Source organism: Shewanella donghaensis, assembly GCF_007567505.1.
In the GTDB taxonomy this organism is placed as follows: domain Bacteria; phylum Pseudomonadota; class Gammaproteobacteria; order Enterobacterales; family Shewanellaceae; genus Shewanella; species Shewanella donghaensis.
Window position 1 is genome coordinate 4,152,485 of sequence record NZ_CP041783.1, and the last position, 17,096, is coordinate 4,169,580.

The 17,096-nt window shown below is 42.1% G+C and carries 13 protein-coding genes and 2 pseudogenes; 2 read left to right on the top strand and 13 right to left on the bottom strand.

Translation table 11 applies throughout. The features are described from left to right. Positions 1 to 76: 76 nt before the first annotated feature. The gene (locus FPK91_RS17700; RefSeq protein ID WP_144212915.1) at positions 77 to 1,027 is read left to right on the top strand and encodes a LysR family transcriptional regulator; all 951 of its coding nucleotides are present in this window, start codon (positions 77 to 79) and stop codon (positions 1,025 to 1,027) included. Positions 1,028 to 1,234: 207 nt separating this feature from the next. Further along, entirely contained in the window at positions 1,235 to 3,412 is a 2,178-nt protein-coding gene (locus tag FPK91_RS17705) for a malate synthase G (protein ID WP_144212917.1), read from the top strand. A 197-nt stretch (positions 3,413 to 3,609) separates the two neighbouring features. On the opposite strand, the pseudogene FPK91_RS17710 reads toward FPK91_RS17705, so the two are convergent. The 13 genes and pseudogenes from FPK91_RS17710 to FPK91_RS17770 all read right to left on the bottom strand — a co-directional run. Continuing rightward, a pseudogene (locus FPK91_RS17710) lies at positions 3,610 to 4,365 on the bottom strand (IS4 family transposase); the annotation flags it as partial. Between the two features lie 235 nt (positions 4,366 to 4,600). Beyond that, positions 4,601 to 7,033: a leucine-rich repeat domain-containing protein gene (locus tag FPK91_RS17715; RefSeq protein WP_144212919.1), complete on the bottom strand. Its 2,433-nt coding sequence runs from the start codon at positions 7,031 to 7,033 to the stop codon at positions 4,601 to 4,603. Between the two features lie 184 nt (positions 7,034 to 7,217). Further along, positions 7,218 to 8,115, bottom strand: a pseudogene (locus tag FPK91_RS17720) (IS4 family transposase); the annotation flags it as partial. Between the two features lie 639 nt (positions 8,116 to 8,754). After that, positions 8,755 to 10,455, bottom strand: coding sequence for a Na(+)/H(+) antiporter subunit D (locus tag FPK91_RS17725; protein WP_144212921.1), 1,701 nt, complete (start codon positions 10,453 to 10,455; stop codon positions 8,755 to 8,757). Beyond that, positions 10,442 to 10,816 carry a hypothetical protein gene (locus tag FPK91_RS17730; RefSeq protein WP_227006609.1) on the bottom strand — a complete coding sequence of 125 codons (375 nt, stop codon included), beginning with the start codon at positions 10,814 to 10,816 and terminating at the stop codon, positions 10,442 to 10,444. The genes FPK91_RS17725 and FPK91_RS17730 overlap by 14 nt, the downstream gene beginning before the upstream one ends. Beyond that, entirely contained in the window at positions 10,806 to 12,296 is a 1,491-nt protein-coding gene (locus tag FPK91_RS17735) for a monovalent cation/H+ antiporter subunit D family protein (protein ID WP_144212923.1), read from the bottom strand. Before FPK91_RS17735 ends, FPK91_RS17730 begins: the two co-directional genes overlap by 11 nt. Beyond that, positions 12,293 to 13,771, bottom strand: coding sequence for a monovalent cation/H+ antiporter subunit D family protein (locus FPK91_RS17740; protein ID WP_144212925.1), 1,479 nt, complete (start codon positions 13,769 to 13,771; stop codon positions 12,293 to 12,295). Before FPK91_RS17740 ends, FPK91_RS17735 begins: the two co-directional genes overlap by 4 nt. Next, a complete protein-coding gene (locus FPK91_RS17745) occupies positions 13,771 to 14,133 on the bottom strand; it encodes a cation:proton antiporter subunit C (RefSeq protein WP_144212927.1) in 363 nt (120 codons plus the stop codon). The genes FPK91_RS17740 and FPK91_RS17745 overlap by 1 nt, the downstream gene beginning before the upstream one ends. Then, positions 14,114 to 15,109, bottom strand: a complete 996-nt coding sequence (locus tag FPK91_RS17750) for a Na(+)/H(+) antiporter subunit B (RefSeq protein ID WP_264371769.1) — start codon at positions 15,107 to 15,109, stop codon at positions 14,114 to 14,116. The genes FPK91_RS17745 and FPK91_RS17750 overlap by 20 nt, the downstream gene beginning before the upstream one ends. A 26-nt stretch (positions 15,110 to 15,135) precedes the next feature. After that, positions 15,136 to 15,477, bottom strand: a complete 342-nt coding sequence (mnhG, locus tag FPK91_RS17755) for a monovalent cation/H(+) antiporter subunit G (protein ID WP_144212931.1) — start codon at positions 15,475 to 15,477, stop codon at positions 15,136 to 15,138. Next, entirely contained in the window at positions 15,474 to 15,770 is a 297-nt protein-coding gene (locus tag FPK91_RS17760) for a monovalent cation/H+ antiporter complex subunit F (RefSeq protein WP_144212933.1), read from the bottom strand. The genes mnhG and FPK91_RS17760 overlap by 4 nt, the downstream gene beginning before the upstream one ends. Continuing rightward, positions 15,770 to 16,270 (bottom strand): Na+/H+ antiporter subunit E, encoded by a 501-nt coding sequence (locus tag FPK91_RS17765; RefSeq protein ID WP_144212935.1) that lies wholly within the window; start codon positions 16,268 to 16,270, stop codon positions 15,770 to 15,772. Before FPK91_RS17765 ends, FPK91_RS17760 begins: the two co-directional genes overlap by 1 nt. Positions 16,271 to 16,352: 82 nt before the next feature. Then, a complete protein-coding gene (locus tag FPK91_RS17770) occupies positions 16,353 to 16,805 on the bottom strand; it encodes a hypothetical protein (RefSeq protein ID WP_144212937.1) in 453 nt (150 codons plus the stop codon). Between the last annotated feature and the right edge of the window lie 291 nt (positions 16,806 to 17,096).

The window sequence follows — 17,096 nt, forward strand, 5'->3', positions numbered from 1 at the left end:
ATGATTACGTTGTAAATAATAGTTAGATTTGGTTAAATAAGTCTAATTTATACTTACTATTTTCGGTATTCATCTTATGAATGTGTCTCGTATCGACTTGAACCTCCTTGTTTATTTAGATGTTTTGTTGCGTGAAAGAAATGTGACTAAAGCAGCGGACCAACTTGGGATTAGCCAACCAGCAATGAGTAACGGCCTAAAACGCTTAAGAACCTTGTTTGATGATCCCTTACTTATTCGCACCAGTCAGGGCATGACGCCGACAGAACGCGCGAATGAATTGCAACCCGTAATCAGTCAGTTGATTCTCGGGCTGGAAAAAGCCGTACAGCCACGCACCGAATTTGATGCACAAGAAAGTGAAAAAGTCTTTCGTGTCATGGCCAGTGATTATGCTGAATCGACCTTACTTCCTCCGCTAATTGCAAAACTTCGTACGCAAGCACCCAACATTATATTAGATATCATGACCCCAAGTGACGTCAGTTTCCCTGATGTAGAACAAGGTAGAGTCGATATGGTAATCAATCGTTTCGACAGTATTCCGCAATCATTTCACCAGAAAGTTTTGTGGAATGATGACTTTAGTTGCTTGATTAGTAAGAACAATCCAGTTTTGGAACAGTTTTCATTAGACAGTTATTTGCAAGCCAAACATGTGTGGGTGAGTAAAACCGGAATGGGTGTTGGCGTCGGGATGGATCCTGCTGATGTTCAGCGCTTAGGTTGGGTGGATGAAGCATTAACTCGAATTGGCGTAAAACGGCAAATAACGGTATTTACTCGCCATTACCAAGCTGCGTGTTTGTTGGCTGAGCAACAGGATTTGATCGCAACAATACCAAGTAAGATGGCTCGTCAGCACGAGAATAATGACCGGGTGAGTATTGTTGCGCCGCCATTTGTTATTCCGCCCATCGCATTGACTATGGCTTGGAGCCCTTTGCTTCAGCATAATCCAGCACATAAATGGATGCGTCAATTAATCACTCAAACGGCAGATGAAATCAATAGAGGGGATGTTTAACCTTGTTATTTTAATTACTGAAACGTTGTAAATTAACCAAAAACAGCAGTTTTGCCATAGATTTGGTGAATGTTGATGATAACAAGTATAAATTGGATAGATGATGCTGCTTTGATATAAAGTAAAGTTTTGCTGCGAATTAACGATTAATAATAGATTTGAATGGTTTTTAAGTTCAGCGCACTGGAATTAAGGGTAGGGATAAAAATGACAGCACGAATTAAAGTAGGCGGTTTACAAATAGCGCAAGAATTGTGGCAACTGGTTGATCGTGAAATCTGCCCTGATATTGGCATTAATTCTGCTGAATTTTGGACAAAGTTTGAAGATATTGTTACCGAGTTTTCTCCGGTTAATGTGACGATTTTAGAAAAAAGGCAGCACCTGCAGCAACAAATTGATCAATGGCATACAAAGCACCCTGCTAAAGCCTTTAACCCTGCCCAATATAAAGCTTTTCTATCCGAAATAGGCTACCTAGTGCCAGAGGGTGATGCGTTTCAAATTAGCACTGAAAATGTGGATCATGAAATAGCAGCGCAAGCTGGGCCACAATTAGTTGTGCCAGTAAAAAATGCGCGCTTTGCACTTAACGCTGCCAATGCGCGTTGGGGCAGTTTATATGATGCGTTATATGGAACTGATGCAATATCACCACAAGGTGGCGCTGAGCTTACTAAACAGTACAACCCTTTAAGGGGTGAAAAAGTTATCGCGTTTGCAAAACATCACTTAGATACTGCAGCGCCATTAGTGCAAGGCTGCCACGCTGATGTGACGCGTTATTTTATTGATGCTGACTTATTACGTATGCAGTTAACAGATGGCACGACCACAACATTAACCCAACCACAAAAGTGTGTGGGTTACCAAGGTAGTGCGGCTGCGCCGAGTGCTATTTTGCTGGTTAATAATGGTTTGCATATTGAGATCCAAATTGATCCTGACAGTGTTATTGGTGGTAGTGATAATGCAGGGGTTAAAGACCTGTTGGTTGAAGCCGCAGTGACGACCATTATGGATTGCGAAGACTCTGTCGCTGCCGTTGATGCTGAAGACAAAGTTGAAATTTACCGTAATTGGTTAGGTTTGATGAAAGGCAACTTAACTGCCTCACTGACTAAAAATGGTAAAGAAGTCATTAGAGAGCTTAATGATGATCGCGTTTATAGCGCTGTGAATGCTGACACTGAGACAGTGACGTTACCCGGTAGAAGTTTGTTATTTGTGCGTAATGTGGGTCACTTGATGACGATTGATGCCGTGCTAGATAAAAATGGCAATGAAGTACCTGAAGGCATATTGGATGGCATGATCACTGTGCTTGCCGCTATGCATGACCTTAAAGGTAACAATAATGGTCGCAGTAATAGTCGTAAAGGGTCAGTGAATATTGTCAAACCTAAAATGCATGGCCCAGAAGAAGTGCAATTTACTTGTGACTTGTTTACCAAGATAGAAGATGCACTCATACTCCCCCGTAATACCATCAAAGTCGGCATAATGGATGAAGAGCGCAGAACCACACTCAACTTGAAAGAGTGCATAAGGGTCGCGCAAGCGCGCGTTGTCTTTATTAATACTGGTTTTCTCGACCGTACCGGTGATGAACTCCATACCTCAATGTTAGCGGGCGCCTTTGTCCCCAAATCTGTGATGAAGCAGCAAAAATGGATTACTGCTTATGAAGATTGGAATGTCGATATTGGACTTGAATGTGGCTTACAAGGTCGCTCTCAGATAGGTAAAGGCATGTGGCCGATGCCAGATGAAATGGCGGCTATGCTAGAACAAAAAGTGGCTCACCCAAAAGCGGGGGCAAATACGGCCTGGGTTCCATCGCCAAATGGTGCCGTGCTGCATTCAACCCATTATCATCAAATAAATGTTGCCGAAGTTCAGCAACAAATTAAGCAGCGTAAACGTGCCAGCATTGACGACTTGTTGACGATTCCATTGCTTAATGAAGCGACAACATTAACCCAACAACAAATTACCTTTGAGCTAGAAAATAATGCACAGGGTATTCTGGGATATGTGGTGCGTTGGATTGACCAAGGAGTCGGTTGCTCGAAAGTGCCTGATATTAATAATGTTGGTTTGATGGAAGACAGAGCGACCTTGCGGATCTCATCGCAATACTTAGCTAATTGGCTTGAGCATGGCTTATGCAGTGAAGCAGAGGTGATGACAGCGCTGAAAAAAATGGCTGCTGTGGTGGATACTCAAAATGCAGCTGATCCACTGTATATCAATATGGCACCTACCTTTGACGGGATAGCCTTTAAAGCTGCTTGCGATCTTATCTTCAAAGGTAAATCTCAGCCTTCTGGTTATACAGAACCTTTGCTACATGCCTACAGGATCCAAGCTAAAGCAGGTTAACCAATACGGTTAAAATAAGTTATGCCAGAGTCTGAGGGAACCCCATGAATTTAAAAGGATGCTTGTGGTTCCCTCACTAAATCCTGCAGGCTAATTGTAAATGTGATTTCAACTGCTATAAATTCCTATCCTTTAGGCTCTCAGCTAATAAATTGGTTTGAGAGAAAATTGCAATTCTTTATCTAATTTACTCGTTACTGCCTGTGGTTATTTGCAGCTTTGATGGCCAAACCAAGCTGGTAAAGTATAAATTGTGATAAGCAGGCTATGTGCAAGAGCACGCTTAATTTATCTTGATTCCTGATGCCACCATCATTCATTTCTCGCCCTGCATTTGCACGAGACTTTTTACTTCGTCTCCCTTTATCACCCTTGTTCAATTTATTTTTTCGACCTTTTTCGCTGCGCTTGAAAATGACTAAATGTGATTTAAAAGAGACTTGCTCACCTCAAAACTAAACGACAAGGCTTTTGACTCTGGCTGTTGCTGGCACATAGTGTTGCTTAACGGGATACCAGCTATCTATCGGAGATTTTTCAGTGTTTTAGCTTTCTCTTTTCTATTTAGCGGGTGTATTTCTTCATAAAGTGTCAGCGATCGCCCTTGAGCTGCAAGCGATGCCCGAATGAGAAAGTGCTGTTTGCGGTCATCAAGACCTGACCAATCGATATGAATAATGGGTTGTTTCATTTTCCCGACGAGCAAACACCTCATGCGGGTGTATATAAACGTGATATCACGATGTAAGTGTTCATTACTACAAAGCCTATCAACGCGTTTAATCATATATTTTCGATGGCTTTACTATCGATATCACGGCCAAGGCCAGTGATAGAAAGCGAACCACGATTCATTGAGCTTTCGATTACACAGTACAAACTTTATCGGTGAGTTTGTGCATTAACGGGGTGACAAATGATAGGCATTGTGACAAAACTGGTTTCGCATTCATGGCATTTGCTCGTGGTTATTTTGTTTGGCGATATCAATGTGATCGCCAAATGCCATGAATGTTCCAACCTAATTTAAATATCTTATTTTTTCTGCTTAGTATTTCGTGGAGATTCGTCAGACTCAGACCCCACTTATTGGAGTTGGTGAACTAAATGCTACACCGGAGCAGAGTTCACCAATAACCGGCTTATCTGCCCCATTTAATTAATTTTTTACGACGAGTAATAAGGTAACTATTGGCAATCGCTCCAAACCCACTTAGTTTCCTGGAGTTTAGCTATATCCTCGCAAGATATTTGCGTGTTGCGTAAGTAGAAATTACTGGTTGTTAAATCAATTAGTTCGGTGACTGTGCTCACTCCATTAGATGATAAGTTGATTACGCTAGTAGGGTTGTAATCGCTCACCCAATCCAAGCTTGTAATACCATTATTTTCTAGGTCTAGTGAATAGAGCTCAGGCAGGTGACTTCCTAAAGTGATAGTTGAAATTTCATTATTATCAAGGTTCAAACTAGATAACGAGTCAAATCCTGATAACACAGGAAGAGTGGTGAGTTTATTATTTGATAAAGATAGATAAGTCAAAGCTGTAGGAAGATTGCCAGCTTCAATACTTTCGATCAGGTTATTAGAAAGTACTAAATTGGCTAAACTAGCATGGCCAGATAAGTCAGATATTTCATGTATCTTTGAACTTGTTATTGCCAGTGACTTTAATGCTTCAAGGCCTGATAAATCGAGGAAAGTATCAATATTACTTGTGTGTATATGAATACGTTCAAGTTCGGGTAGGTTTTCAAGTTGCCCAACACTATTGAGTAGTTCATTATTGCTTAGGTTAATACTATTTAGTTCCGGTAAATTCTCTATTGCAGGCAACTCAGTAAGTAATGACTCTTCAATTTGGATTTGATTTAATACCGTGTTATTACTTAACCCACTGATATCAGTTAGCGGATTTCCCACACTTCGAAAACTCCATAATTCAGGAAAACGTTCTGTAATATTGGTGATTTCTGATAAATCATTATTATCAATCCACAATGATTGCAGCTTCGGCAATTCATTAACTGTAAAAGAACCACTCAGTTCATTATCACTTAAATTTAAGTAGGTTAGCTGCTTGAGATTGTTGAGGGCACTGTAATTAACGATGGCATTCCCTTTTAAGTCGAGACTGCCTAAGTTTGATAGTGCACCAACTGCACTAATATCTGTCAGATTATTATTAACGATGGCTAGAGACTCAAGACTTTTTAGGTTTTGAATGTTAGGTATTTGGTCTATATCACCATTTGATATTGAAATTTGGGTAAGGTTTTTAAGTTTACCGAGCCCCTCAAGATTGTTAATACTCGTATCCAAAAGTGACAGTTGGTTTAACGCAACTTTATTGGAGATAGTAGTAAAGTCTTGGAATGTAGATTCAGTAATAGTTAAGCTTTCAAGCGCATTTAGAGCGATCATTTGACCAAACTCTTCTTTAGTAAGGTTACCTTGATAGTGTAGGCCTAAATTTCTTAGATTAAACAGCTTAGATAAACCATCTAAAGAACTTAATTGTGAGCTATAGCCTTCATATTCGTCGTAAAAACAGATTAATGACCTAGCTTCGTGCACATACTCTAAGCCAAAGTCAGAGCCATCAATATTGTAAACAATACAGCTATCAAACATATTATCGGGTATGCCAACGTCAGCGAGTAAAGCTTGACTGGAAATGACTACATTAGTTATTGAATCTGCTGTATTACCTGCATTGTCAGTAGCTTTAAACTCAAAAATCAGTACTTCATCGGTTAGCCCTTCTGGTATTTCAAAGGTCGTGACTTCAGCGTTGGGGGCATCTAATACAACCTGCGTGCCCGATACCTGTTCCCATTGATAACTAGCAATTGTGCCACCATTATTAGCCGAAGCAGTGCCTATCAAAGAGACTGTACTACCATTGAATATAAGTTGTTCCTCACCGGCCGATACAGTTGGAGTAATATCGGTAACGCTAACGAAAACCTCAACATATTCCGTTGACTGCGCACCTAAAGAGTCGGTTGCGCTAAAACTAAATTTCAGCACTTCATTCTCGGTGAAATGGTCAACAGTAAATTCTGTACTGATTTGGTTAGGCGTTCTAAGTATGACTGCAGTACCAACAGTTTGTTTCCAAACTGTGGTTACAACCTCACCGTCTTGATCGCTAGCGTTGCCTGTAAGTGTTACCAAATCATTACTTTTAACTGTTTGATTTTCACCAGCTTCGACTACAGGAGCTTGATTAACGTTAAGTATAGTAATCACAACGGTGTCAGATGCTTCACCTCCGTCATTGTCCGTTGCTGTTAATTCAAAAGTAAAGACTTCATCAACTGTGACTTCAGGTGTGTTAAATGTGGTATTGATATTATCTGGAGAGTCTAACGATACTGGGGTTCCAGCTATTTGAAGCCATTGGTAGCTCACTATGGTTCCATCATTATCAGTTGCGCTACCTACAAGCTTAGCTATGATATTTTCTTCTAATGAATTGTCACTACCTGCATAGACATCTGGTAGCTGATTTGTTGGTGGAGTTATCTCTTCTCCATTGCTTTCATTTTCATTACCACAAGCAATGAGTATCAAGGTGAGTAATATTATAGAAAATATTTTTGAAACTTTAAGCATAACGCTTACATCCTTTTAAGCTGGTTATTTTAACAAAATGATATCATCTCTAAGGTTGGTTTAAAAAGGTTTTTATAAAAATTTTTATATATTAATACCTTAGCGGTTTTTTAACAATAAATACTCCAATCTATGCTGGGATTGAGTGGGGCCAGAGTCTGAGGGAATCCCACGAGTTTAATAGGATGCTTGTGCCGCTATCATTTATTTTTAGGCCTGTTTTTTCATATCTAAAGCTTTCTTTTATCTGCGTCCTTGTCGCATAAATTTTAACGATTCTTTTAACTGTAGCATTTGAGTTACAAAGTGATGTGGCTAATAGCCAAGGCTCTTTTTCTCACTCTGCACTTGCACTCGACTTTTGCTCCGTCTTGTTTTTTCACCCGTGACCACTTTATCTTTTCGACCTTTTGCATAGCGCTTGAAAATGAGTAAACGTGATTTAAAAGAGACTTGATCAACTAAAAAGTAAAATCCAAGACTTTCGGCACTGGCTGTTGCTTGAACATAGCGTTGCTCAACGGGATACCAGCTATCTACTGGAGACTTTTTGCCGTGTGTTCAGTTTCTAAATCTGCCTGCGTAATCCTAGTTTAGCGACATAATTTGCTTAAACGAGGGGATTCGAAAACCCGCATCGGTGACTATGATGAGCTTGCAATCATGGGGTAACATTGTCTTCAGTTTGGTCAGAAATAGTCGATGTGTGTTTGGTTTATCTTTTCTATTTAGCGGATGTATTTCTGCATAAAGTGTCAGTGATCACCCTTGAGCTACAAGCGAGACTCTAATGAGAAAGTACTATTTTCGGTAATCAAGATCTGACCAATCGATATGGATGATGGGTTGTTGCATTTTCCGACGAGTAAGCTGGTCATGCGGGTGTATATAGACATCTATATCACGATGTAAGTAGTCATTACTACAAAGCCTATTAACGAGTTTAATCTCTTTTTTCCATGGCTTTACTCTCAATATCACGGCCAAGCCCAGTGTTAGAAAGCGAACCACCATTCATTGATTTTGTGCATTAACTGGGTGACAAATGATAGACATTTTGACGAAATTTGTTTCGCATTCATGGCATTTGCTCATGGTTATTTTTGTTTGGCGATAAATGTGATCGCCAAATGCTATGAATGTTTTAATCTAATATAAATATCTTATAGTTTCTGCTTAGTATTTAGTAGGGATTAGTCAGGCTCTGCCCCACTGTTCATTAATTTGCCTGCTTTAGATAGAACGAAAAGAAATGGTGATGTACAAGGTACCGGATGTGATCTGCTCAAATGGTCTTAAGGCGAAAAGATTTGAACATAAATCTAATGGTGACAATACTATCGAAATTATGAGCTTAATAAATAATTGTTAACTTTCTGATTTAATTGGGGAGAATTTGAGTTGTCGCACTCGCACAAAGCATCAATAGAATAAGCTATAAATAACTACTACGCGATGACCAAACGAAGAGTAAGTAGTCAGGGGGAATTTAATTTCTTGCCTTAAAATGGCATACAATTATCTTTGCCCTTACTTATCGATTATGAGTTGCTGGCTTTATTTAGAATTTAGAGAGTAAAAAAGCGACCTTAGGGTCGCTTTTTTGTTTGGGTAGCATGGCTATTTATCCACTTAATCCTTCGTTAACGCCAAGACTTTGAAACTAGCCTATTTACCATTATCGTCAGCAAACAGGCTAGCTTTTATCTTGATGAGTCCTATTAGCTCACAAAGCCAATAAACAGATAGGTTGCTAGAATAACCGCTACCCAAAGCACCATATTGCCAGAAGGGTAGTCGGTAGAGATAAAGCTACCACCGCCTTTGTATTGGCGTGCTAAAAATGCCTGACATTGGTTTAACTTGCCACGTACTGATTGGCGCACGTCAGCATCGACTTTCCAAATTACCGCAAACATTCGCTGCAGAGCATTTGGTACTAAACGCCTGTATACCCAATCAACGTCAAGGTGAGTTGAGCGCAGTTCAGGTGGATACTTACCTTTAAGGTTTAACCAAACAAAGGCCAGTGCTGAGAATAGCAACAGCTGTGTCTGTGCTAGTACGTGGGTCGCATCATAAGGGTTGTAGCCAGTATCGTATGGCAGCAGCGAGTAAAGCGCAGCTGGGTAGATACCAATGCCTATACATAGGCAGGCCGAAATAAACATGGCCAACAACATGTTGTTTGGCGGATCGTTTGCTCTAATGCCCGAGTCATGGGCGAAGAACGCAAAGTAGGGGATCTTGATACCTGCGTGGTGGAACACACCCGCCGAGGCAAACAATAGCATTAACCAAACCCAGTCATTGCCATTTTCAAGTGCGGCTGACATCACCATAGATTTACTGACAAAACCGCTAAACAGTGGGAATGCAGAGATAGAGGCTGCACCGACAATACACAGTATGGTGGTTTTGGGCATGGTTTTATAAAGGCCGCCCAGATCGGAGCCATTTATTCGTCCAGTCATGTGTAATACCGCGCCCATGCTCATAAATAGCAAGCCTTTAAAGATCACATCGTTAAAGGCGTGAGACACTGCACCGTTTAATGCGAGTGAGGTACCGATACCGATACCGACCACCATAAAGCCCACTTGGTTTATCAAGCTATAAGCCAGTACGCGGCGAAGATCGTTTTCAATTACCGCAAAGAAAATCGGGAAACAGGTCATTGCTGCGCCAATATAAATTAGCAGCTCTGTACCGGGGTAGGCTCGAGCCAGTGCATATACTGCCACCTTAGTGGTAAAAGCACTGAGAATAACGGTACCCGTTGGCGTAGCTTCTGGGTAAGCGTCGGTAAGCCAAGTATGAGCAAAAGGAAACGCACACTTAATACCAAAGGCGATAAAGATAAGCCAACCAGCTATGCCATCTAAGCCGATATAGTCAAAGGAGACGCTGCCTGTTTTAGCGATATGAAACAACGCACCGACTAGCAGAATAACCCCTGAGAGTACTTGCATGATGAGATAGCGCATTCCTGCACTATAGGCAGCTGGAGTTCGGCGAGCCCAAATCAAAAATACTGAGGTAAATGCCAAAAGCTCCCAAAACACAAATAGCGTAATCAAGTCGCCAGCAAACACCGCGCCAATGGCGCTACCTGCGTATAGCATGGCTGCCACTTGCTGCACGGTATCTTTAACGTGCAGTGAATAGATGATGGTGATCAAAGCGGCAATATGAAAAATATAGCCAAACATCAGGCTCAATTTGTCAGCGCGGTAGGGAACTAATTGATAGTCTAAAAACATAAATTGCAGGTGGATACCCTCGGGTACGGTCCACAAGTGCAATCCGCTGATGATCGGAATTGCAATCATCAATGCGCCGCGGAGTTTTCCACGAGTTGTAGCAGCGATCAATCCGCCAATTAAAAACAGGACAAAGGGCGGTAACTCAAGCATCCACATTGCGATCACCTTTTTTGTTATCGTTAGCTTCTTTGGCGTGGCCATCGCTGACGTCTACTATTTCAATCTTGCTGTCATCAAGTTCTTCAACGGGTCCATAATAATCTTCTGGACGCATCAAAAAGGTACGCATCCAGCTAGCGACCAATACCAAGATTACGCAGCCGACAAAGCCATAGAGTGGATAAAAAATAGGTAAGTTTTCCCAGCTATGAGAAACATGACGATGGATAACAAAATCCAGTACCACAAGTAATGTGCAGCAGGCGTATAACAGGTATAACACTCGCTGGATATTTTTGGGGTTATCAAAAATGTACTGCTTTTTATTGTCCATGTTATTGTCGATGTTATTGTCCATGGCTAACTCCAGATACAGTCAAGATAGCTTTCGCCAATTCATAAACGGGCTGTGGGTGGATGAACATAATCAAGCAGCCTAATGATGTGATCGTTAATGCAATCAAAGAGGGCAATGGCGCTTCTTTGATCGCGCTATTTTCTGGCTTCTCGCCCTTACCAGGGAAAAATGCATGATAAGGGATAGGCAGTAGGTAGGCGATATTGAGTAAAGAGCTGAGCATCAAGGTGACCATGACGACCCAATAGCCTGTTTCTACGGTAGCCATCAATAGGAACCATTTACTCCATGTTCCGCCTGCTGGTGGCACGCCGATAATACTAAGGCTGCCAATGAAAAAAGCGGCCATGGTGATTGGCATCGTATAACCTATGCCGCGCATCTCGCTGACCTTAGATTTATGACAAGCCACCAAAATAGCACCAGCACAAAAGAACAAGGTGATTTTGCCAAAGGCGTGGGAGGCAATATGCATAGCGCTCCCGATAACACCTGATGAGGTCGCCAGCAGTGCTCCGATAGTGATATAGCCCAATTGACTCACAGTAGAGTAGGCCAATCTGGCTTTTAAGTTGTCTTGTCGCATCGCTATTATTGAGGCGACTAATACTGAGAACGTCGCTAAGTACAGCAAAAACTCTGTGGTGGGCAGAGTGGGTAATAAGTCGAGTCCAAAAATAAAAATACAGACTTTGAGTACCGTAAATACTCCCGCTTTTACCACCGCCACAGCATGCAACAGGGCGCTTACGGGTGTGGGTGCAACCATGGCTGCAGGTAGCCAGCGATGAAAGGGCATAATGGCTGCTTTACCAATACCAAATATAAATAGCACTAAGATAGCGCCTGCGAGAGTGGTATCAACATTGTCGTCAAACACTCCGCCTGCGGTAAATTCAAGAGTGCCGCTGGTCAACCAAGTTAATACAATGGCTAACAGGAAGAAGGCGATTGAGGTGCTAAGTAAAATACCAAGGTAGACACGACCACCTTGTTTCGCTTTGTCTGTACCCGCATGTGTGACCAGCGGATAGGTTGATAGCGTTATTACTTCATAAAAGATAAATAGGGTAAATAGGTTGGCTGAAAAGGCCAGCCCCATAACCGCACTAATGGCTAAAGCGAAGCAAATGTAGAAGCGGGTTTGGTTATCTTCTCCATGACCACGCATATAGCCAATGGCATAAATGGTGGTAATTAGCCAAAGAAAACTGGCCACTAGCGCGAACAACATCCCTAATGGTTCAACAACAAAGCTTATCTCTAAGCCTGGCATAAGCTCCCACCAAGAGACCTCAATGCTCTCTCCGGCCTTAAGCGCTTGGTAGAGGTTTATCACGCAATAAAGTACCGCAAGACTGATACTGATGGTGACAGCCTCACGAAGATTAGGTTTCTTTCCTGTCACTGCTATTGCAAAGGTTGCCAGCAGAGGCAATAGGATAGTTAGCTGTAACATCAGCGCTAAAGATGGATTCATGGGGTTATTCCAAACAAGCTTTGAGAAGCCGCCTGTGCCACTTGCACACTCAGGCGAGTATCGATACCGAAATAGATATTAGCGATGACGAGAACCCAAATAGGACCGAGGAATGTCCAAGGTGCCTCTTCGACCGTATCGCGCCCGGGCAGTGGTGGCCTAAAGTAAGCCATTTCCACAATTCGCCAGATATAGACAATTGCCAGTAACGAGCCCAATAGGATAAGTACGGCAACTGGCCACATACCGGCTTCCACACTGGCGATAAGCAGATACCATTTGCTGATAAAGCCGACGGTTAATGGCACGCCAATAAGACTTAACCCGCCGATGACAATGGCTGCCATAGTTAATGGCATTTGTCGCCCTAAGCCTTGGAATTGACTCAATTGAACGCTGCCGATGCGGTACATTACGGCGCCTAATGCTAAAAATAGGGCGCTTTTCATTAAGGCATGGTTAAACAGATGCAGTAATGTTGCCATCACGCCTGTGCTGGTATTAATGGAGTAACCGATGATCATATAGCCGACTTGCGCGATACTTGAGTAGGCCAAGATATGTTTAACATTTTGCTGATATATCGCGGTGATAGAAGCAACAAAAACGCCCACCAATCCGAGCACCATTAAAATGCTTTGTAAGGGGAGGGTGGTAAACGAGAAACTGATGCCAAATACGGTAAAAGTAAATCGGATCAGTAAGTAGACTGCAACCTTTGTCGAGGTAGCCGCTAAAAACGCCGTTACTATTGAAGGTGCGTAGGCATAAGCATTAGGCAACCACAGGTGGAGTGGGAATAGAGCCAGCTTCAAGCAGATGCCGACAATTAAGAAGGCGAATGCGGCAAACACTGTGCGGGTATGGCCAACATCAACTAATCTGATGGCGAGATCGCTCATGTTTAGCGTGCCCGTCATTTGATAGAGCATGCCGATACCAATCAAAATAAAGGTGGCACCAATGGTTCCCATAATCAGGTATTGGAAAGCGGCCCAAAGTGCACGTCTGTCATTACCTAAGGCGATTAAGGCATAGGCAGACAAGGATGAAATCTCTAAAAATACAAACACATTAAATGCATCGCCAGTCGCCACGATGCCGTACATGCCTGTTAAAGATAGCAGGTAGAGGCTATAAAATAGGGTGTGGCGGTCTTCACTCAATTCTTTTTGAATGCTGGTGTTTGCGGCAAACATCACCACTGTAGCAATGCTCGAGATAATCAGCAGTAAAAAGGCATTGAGTTTATCTATGCGGAATTCAATCCCCCAAGGTGCTTCCCAGCCCCCAAGTTCGTAGATAATGGTCCCAGATTTCATGACTTCTATCAGCAATAGTATGCTGTTGACACAAGTCGCAGCACAGACCAATAGGGAAAATATCCACACCAGTTTTGAACGGTTTAAGAACCAGCATAATGGTGCAGCCATTAGCGGCACCACGACTTGTAAAATAGGCAGGTGAGCTAACACTATGATTCTTCCTCGTTTAGCTGATCTAGTTTTTGTATTTCATCTTCTTCGACACAGCCATATGATTCTTTGATTCTGATGACCAGTGCCAGACCCAGCGCGGTAGTAGCAATACCTACCACAATGGCGGTAAGGATTAACACATGGGGCAGAGGATTAGAGTAGTCGCTGATCCCTTCAGCTAAGATGGGGGCGCTGCCACGTTCAACTACGCCTACGCTGATATAAAAGATAAATACCGAGGTTTGAAAAATAGTGAGTCCAACCAGCTTCTTAACCAAGTTGCCATGGGCGATAACGATATAAAAACCAATCATCATCAGCAAAATTGCGATCCAATAGTTATAGAGTCCGAGAAACATCCTGCTCCCCTTTTTGTTTGTTATTGTTTTGAATGGCTTGTCTGCGGGCGTCAAAGTTAAAAAAGATGCTCAGCATGACCGATGCGACCGTGATACCTACCCCTAATTCAATCACCAGTATCCCAATATGTTGACCCGCAATAGGATCATCAGCTAACACATTATAATCTAAGAAGTTTGCTCCATTTATCATAGAAACAACCCCTACAGAGGCGTAGAGCAAAAGTCCCACCGCAGCGAGCAGTTGAATTAGCGATGGATTAAATACCTTTTGTGCAGTATCTAAACCAAATAGCATGGTGTAGAGAATAATTGCAGCTGCGAAGATCACGCCTGCTTGGAAGCCCCCGCCAGGACCAAAGTCACCATGAAATTGAACATATAAAGCAAACAACAAGATGAAAGGGATAAGGGCTTTACTGACGACACGCACAACCATATGGCGCTCATGCATCTGCTCTTCGGTGGCTTCATCTGATGGGCTCTTTTTACGGCGCCTTGGCAGTGATAACAATGAAAGCACACCAATGCCTGCGGTAAAAATAACGGCGACTTCACCTAAGGTATCAAATGCACGGTAGCTGCCTAAAACAGAAGTCACAATATTAGGGACGCCGACTTCCTGCATTGAGTCATTAATATAACGAGGAGCAACATGTTGATGCACAGGGGCATCAGGATCGCCAAAATAAGGCATATCCATGGTGCCGTAAATCAGCATGCTACCAGTGACTAGTACCACAAATAGTGCCAGAAAGGGTTTATGGCGTTTTGGCGCTTCTGTTCGACCTGTGATGGTAATGGCCGCCAACATGAGTAAGCCAGATATTCCCGCGCCCACTGAAGCTTCGGTAAAAGCCACGTCCACAGCGTCAAGTACCACGAAAAAACAGGCTGATAATAAGCCATAAATGCCGCTTAACATGACAACCGCTAATAGATCTCTGGTGCGAACGATTGCGATGGCGATGACCACTAAAAATATTAACAGTATTATATCAACTAAGGCTTCGATGGCGTGTTCCCTCCCTCATCATCAGGCTTAGCCTGAAGCGGTAACAGGCCATTATGCAGTGCTGCTTTTGCTAATGCATGACTGGCAGATGGGTTGATAAATAGCGTACACAGTAAGATCAAAATCAGCTTCATGAGCACTAAGCCATTGGGGCTTTGTAGCATTAAGCCAATCAGCACTAAACTTACACCTAAGGTATCGGTAACGCTTGCAGCATGCATACGGGTGTAAAAGTCAGGAAAACGTATAATCCCTATTCCACCAGAAAAGCACAGGAAGCAGCCAATTAGCAGGCATAAACCACTGCTTATTTCGAGTAATAAGTTCATTTGTTACTCTCCTTGTTTGAATGGGTTTCATAAGGAGTGATTTTGAACTCGGCTGAATCTGAATAACGTAACACACCGATAACACTGATAAAGTTAATTAGGGCATAGACGAGGGCAATGTCGAGAAACTCTGGGCGTCCCATTAAAAAGCCCAAAACTGAAATCAGCAGAATGGCTTTAGTGCCAAAAAAATTGAAGGCTAAAATGCGATCGTACAGGGTAGGGCCGACGATACAGCGAATTATCGCAAGCAACATAACAACAAGAATGGCGATTGTGGCAGCAGCTAACATTAGTCTTCAAGCTCCCTTACCCGGCGATCCATCTCTCCGGTTTTTAGTGTGTCGATATCATCCTTATGTAAAGCATGAACAGTGAGTTGATCCTCAATCAAGTCAATTGCTACGGTTCCTGGGGTGAGGGTTATAGAGTTGGCGTAGATGACTTTATTTATATCTGAACACTGACGAGTGTCTATCGTGGTGAGTGTTGGCTTGATGCTCTTATTACCCATCCAAATATGTTTAACCACACTGATGTTGGATAGAATCACCTGTTTGACTAACCACAGGGTGTACTTTGCCATATTGACGTTGAGACGAATTGGGTGAGTTTCCTGGTCGATAACATCCATTTTTTGGGCGATATAAAGAACCAGCATGATTGAACCCGCACCCAGTGATAATAAAAGGGGGTTACTGTAATTTGAATTAATCCACCAAAAAAGAGCAAGTGTTAATATCAGGCTAAGCCTATGGCTTGGAACAAAACTGCTTTTATTTTTTTTATTCATATTGATTAATACTTTGTGTTAGTTAATTGCTGTTTAAAACATAGCGTGTCTTAAAATTATTACTTTTGGCTGTATTAACCCGTTAGTCATCTTGTTCGCATGACGACTCTTTGACTAATGCTTGATAAATTTGGCTTTGCAACCCTTGCAAAGAGTTAGTCGATGACGACAGTTCGTTAATCGTTCTATCGACTATTCGTTCAAGTAGCTGATCACGAGTTACATTAGCTGGTATGCATAGTTCTGTTGGGGCTTTTTTTGATGTCAGGTTACCGACTCGAGTGCGGTAAGCTCTGTCTGCAAATCCTTCTGAACCTTTTCTAAGCTCAAACTGTTGAGTGTTGTTGAATGAGCCAGCAAGAAATCCCTGAATATAGTAGGCGCAGGGCTTAGTTGAAATGGCTGTAGATTCTTTGTTTAGCGACATGCAGGACGATAGAACTGATTGTTCTTCGTTATTAGCGTTATTTGAGGCGGCAGATTGCGAAAAAGTGAGAGTAAATGTTAATAGCGCTAAGAGTTGGATGATTCGCATATAAACCCCTTTATTTTATAATTCTATTCATTGCAAATTCACCTATTGAACGTATCGGTGCAGTATTCATTAGGTACTTTTTAAGCTTCGTATAGTTAATATAAGTTTGCTGTGAGGTCCCAAAATGCTTGCAGCGTTCAAACTAATAATGCAATCGTCTTGATTAACATAGGCTGCACGACAAGCGGGTTTTCACTTAACATTTTATTAATTTTTATTTAACCTTTATCGTTCTTTTATAACATAAATCGTTTGGATTTAAACACTAAGTAGGTGTAAACAGCGTTTTTT

Excerpts from the sequence above, each read along its gene's own strand:
- FPK91_RS17700 (WP_144212915.1), top strand. The coding sequence starts at position 77 with ATGAATGTGTCTCGTATCGACTTGAACCTCCTTGTTTATTTAGATGTT.
- FPK91_RS17705 (WP_144212917.1), top strand. The coding sequence starts at position 1,235 with ATGACAGCACGAATTAAAGTAGGCGGTTTACAAATAGCGCAAGAATTG.
- mnhG (WP_144212931.1), bottom strand. The coding sequence starts at position 15,477 with ATGAACTTATTACTCGAAATAAGCAGTGGTTTATGCCTGCTAATTGGC.
- FPK91_RS17760 (WP_144212933.1), bottom strand. The coding sequence starts at position 15,770 with ATGTTAGCTGCTGCCACAATCGCCATTCTTGTTGTTATGTTGCTTGCG.
- FPK91_RS17745 (WP_144212927.1), bottom strand. The coding sequence starts at position 14,133 with ATGTTTCTCGGACTCTATAACTATTGGATCGCAATTTTGCTGATGATG.
- FPK91_RS17730 (WP_227006609.1), bottom strand. The coding sequence starts at position 10,816 with ATGGACAATAACATCGACAATAACATGGACAATAAAAAGCAGTACATT.
- FPK91_RS17725 (WP_144212921.1), bottom strand. The coding sequence starts at position 10,455 with ATGTGGATGCTTGAGTTACCGCCCTTTGTCCTGTTTTTAATTGGCGGA.
- FPK91_RS17765 (WP_144212935.1), bottom strand. The coding sequence starts at position 16,270 with ATGAATAAAAAAAATAAAAGCAGTTTTGTTCCAAGCCATAGGCTTAGC.
- FPK91_RS17735 (WP_144212923.1), bottom strand. The coding sequence starts at position 12,296 with ATGAATCCATCTTTAGCGCTGATGTTACAGCTAACTATCCTATTGCCT.
- FPK91_RS17770 (WP_144212937.1), bottom strand. The coding sequence starts at position 16,805 with ATGCGAATCATCCAACTCTTAGCGCTATTAACATTTACTCTCACTTTT.
- FPK91_RS17715 (WP_144212919.1), bottom strand. The coding sequence starts at position 7,033 with ATGCTTAAAGTTTCAAAAATATTTTCTATAATATTACTCACCTTGATA.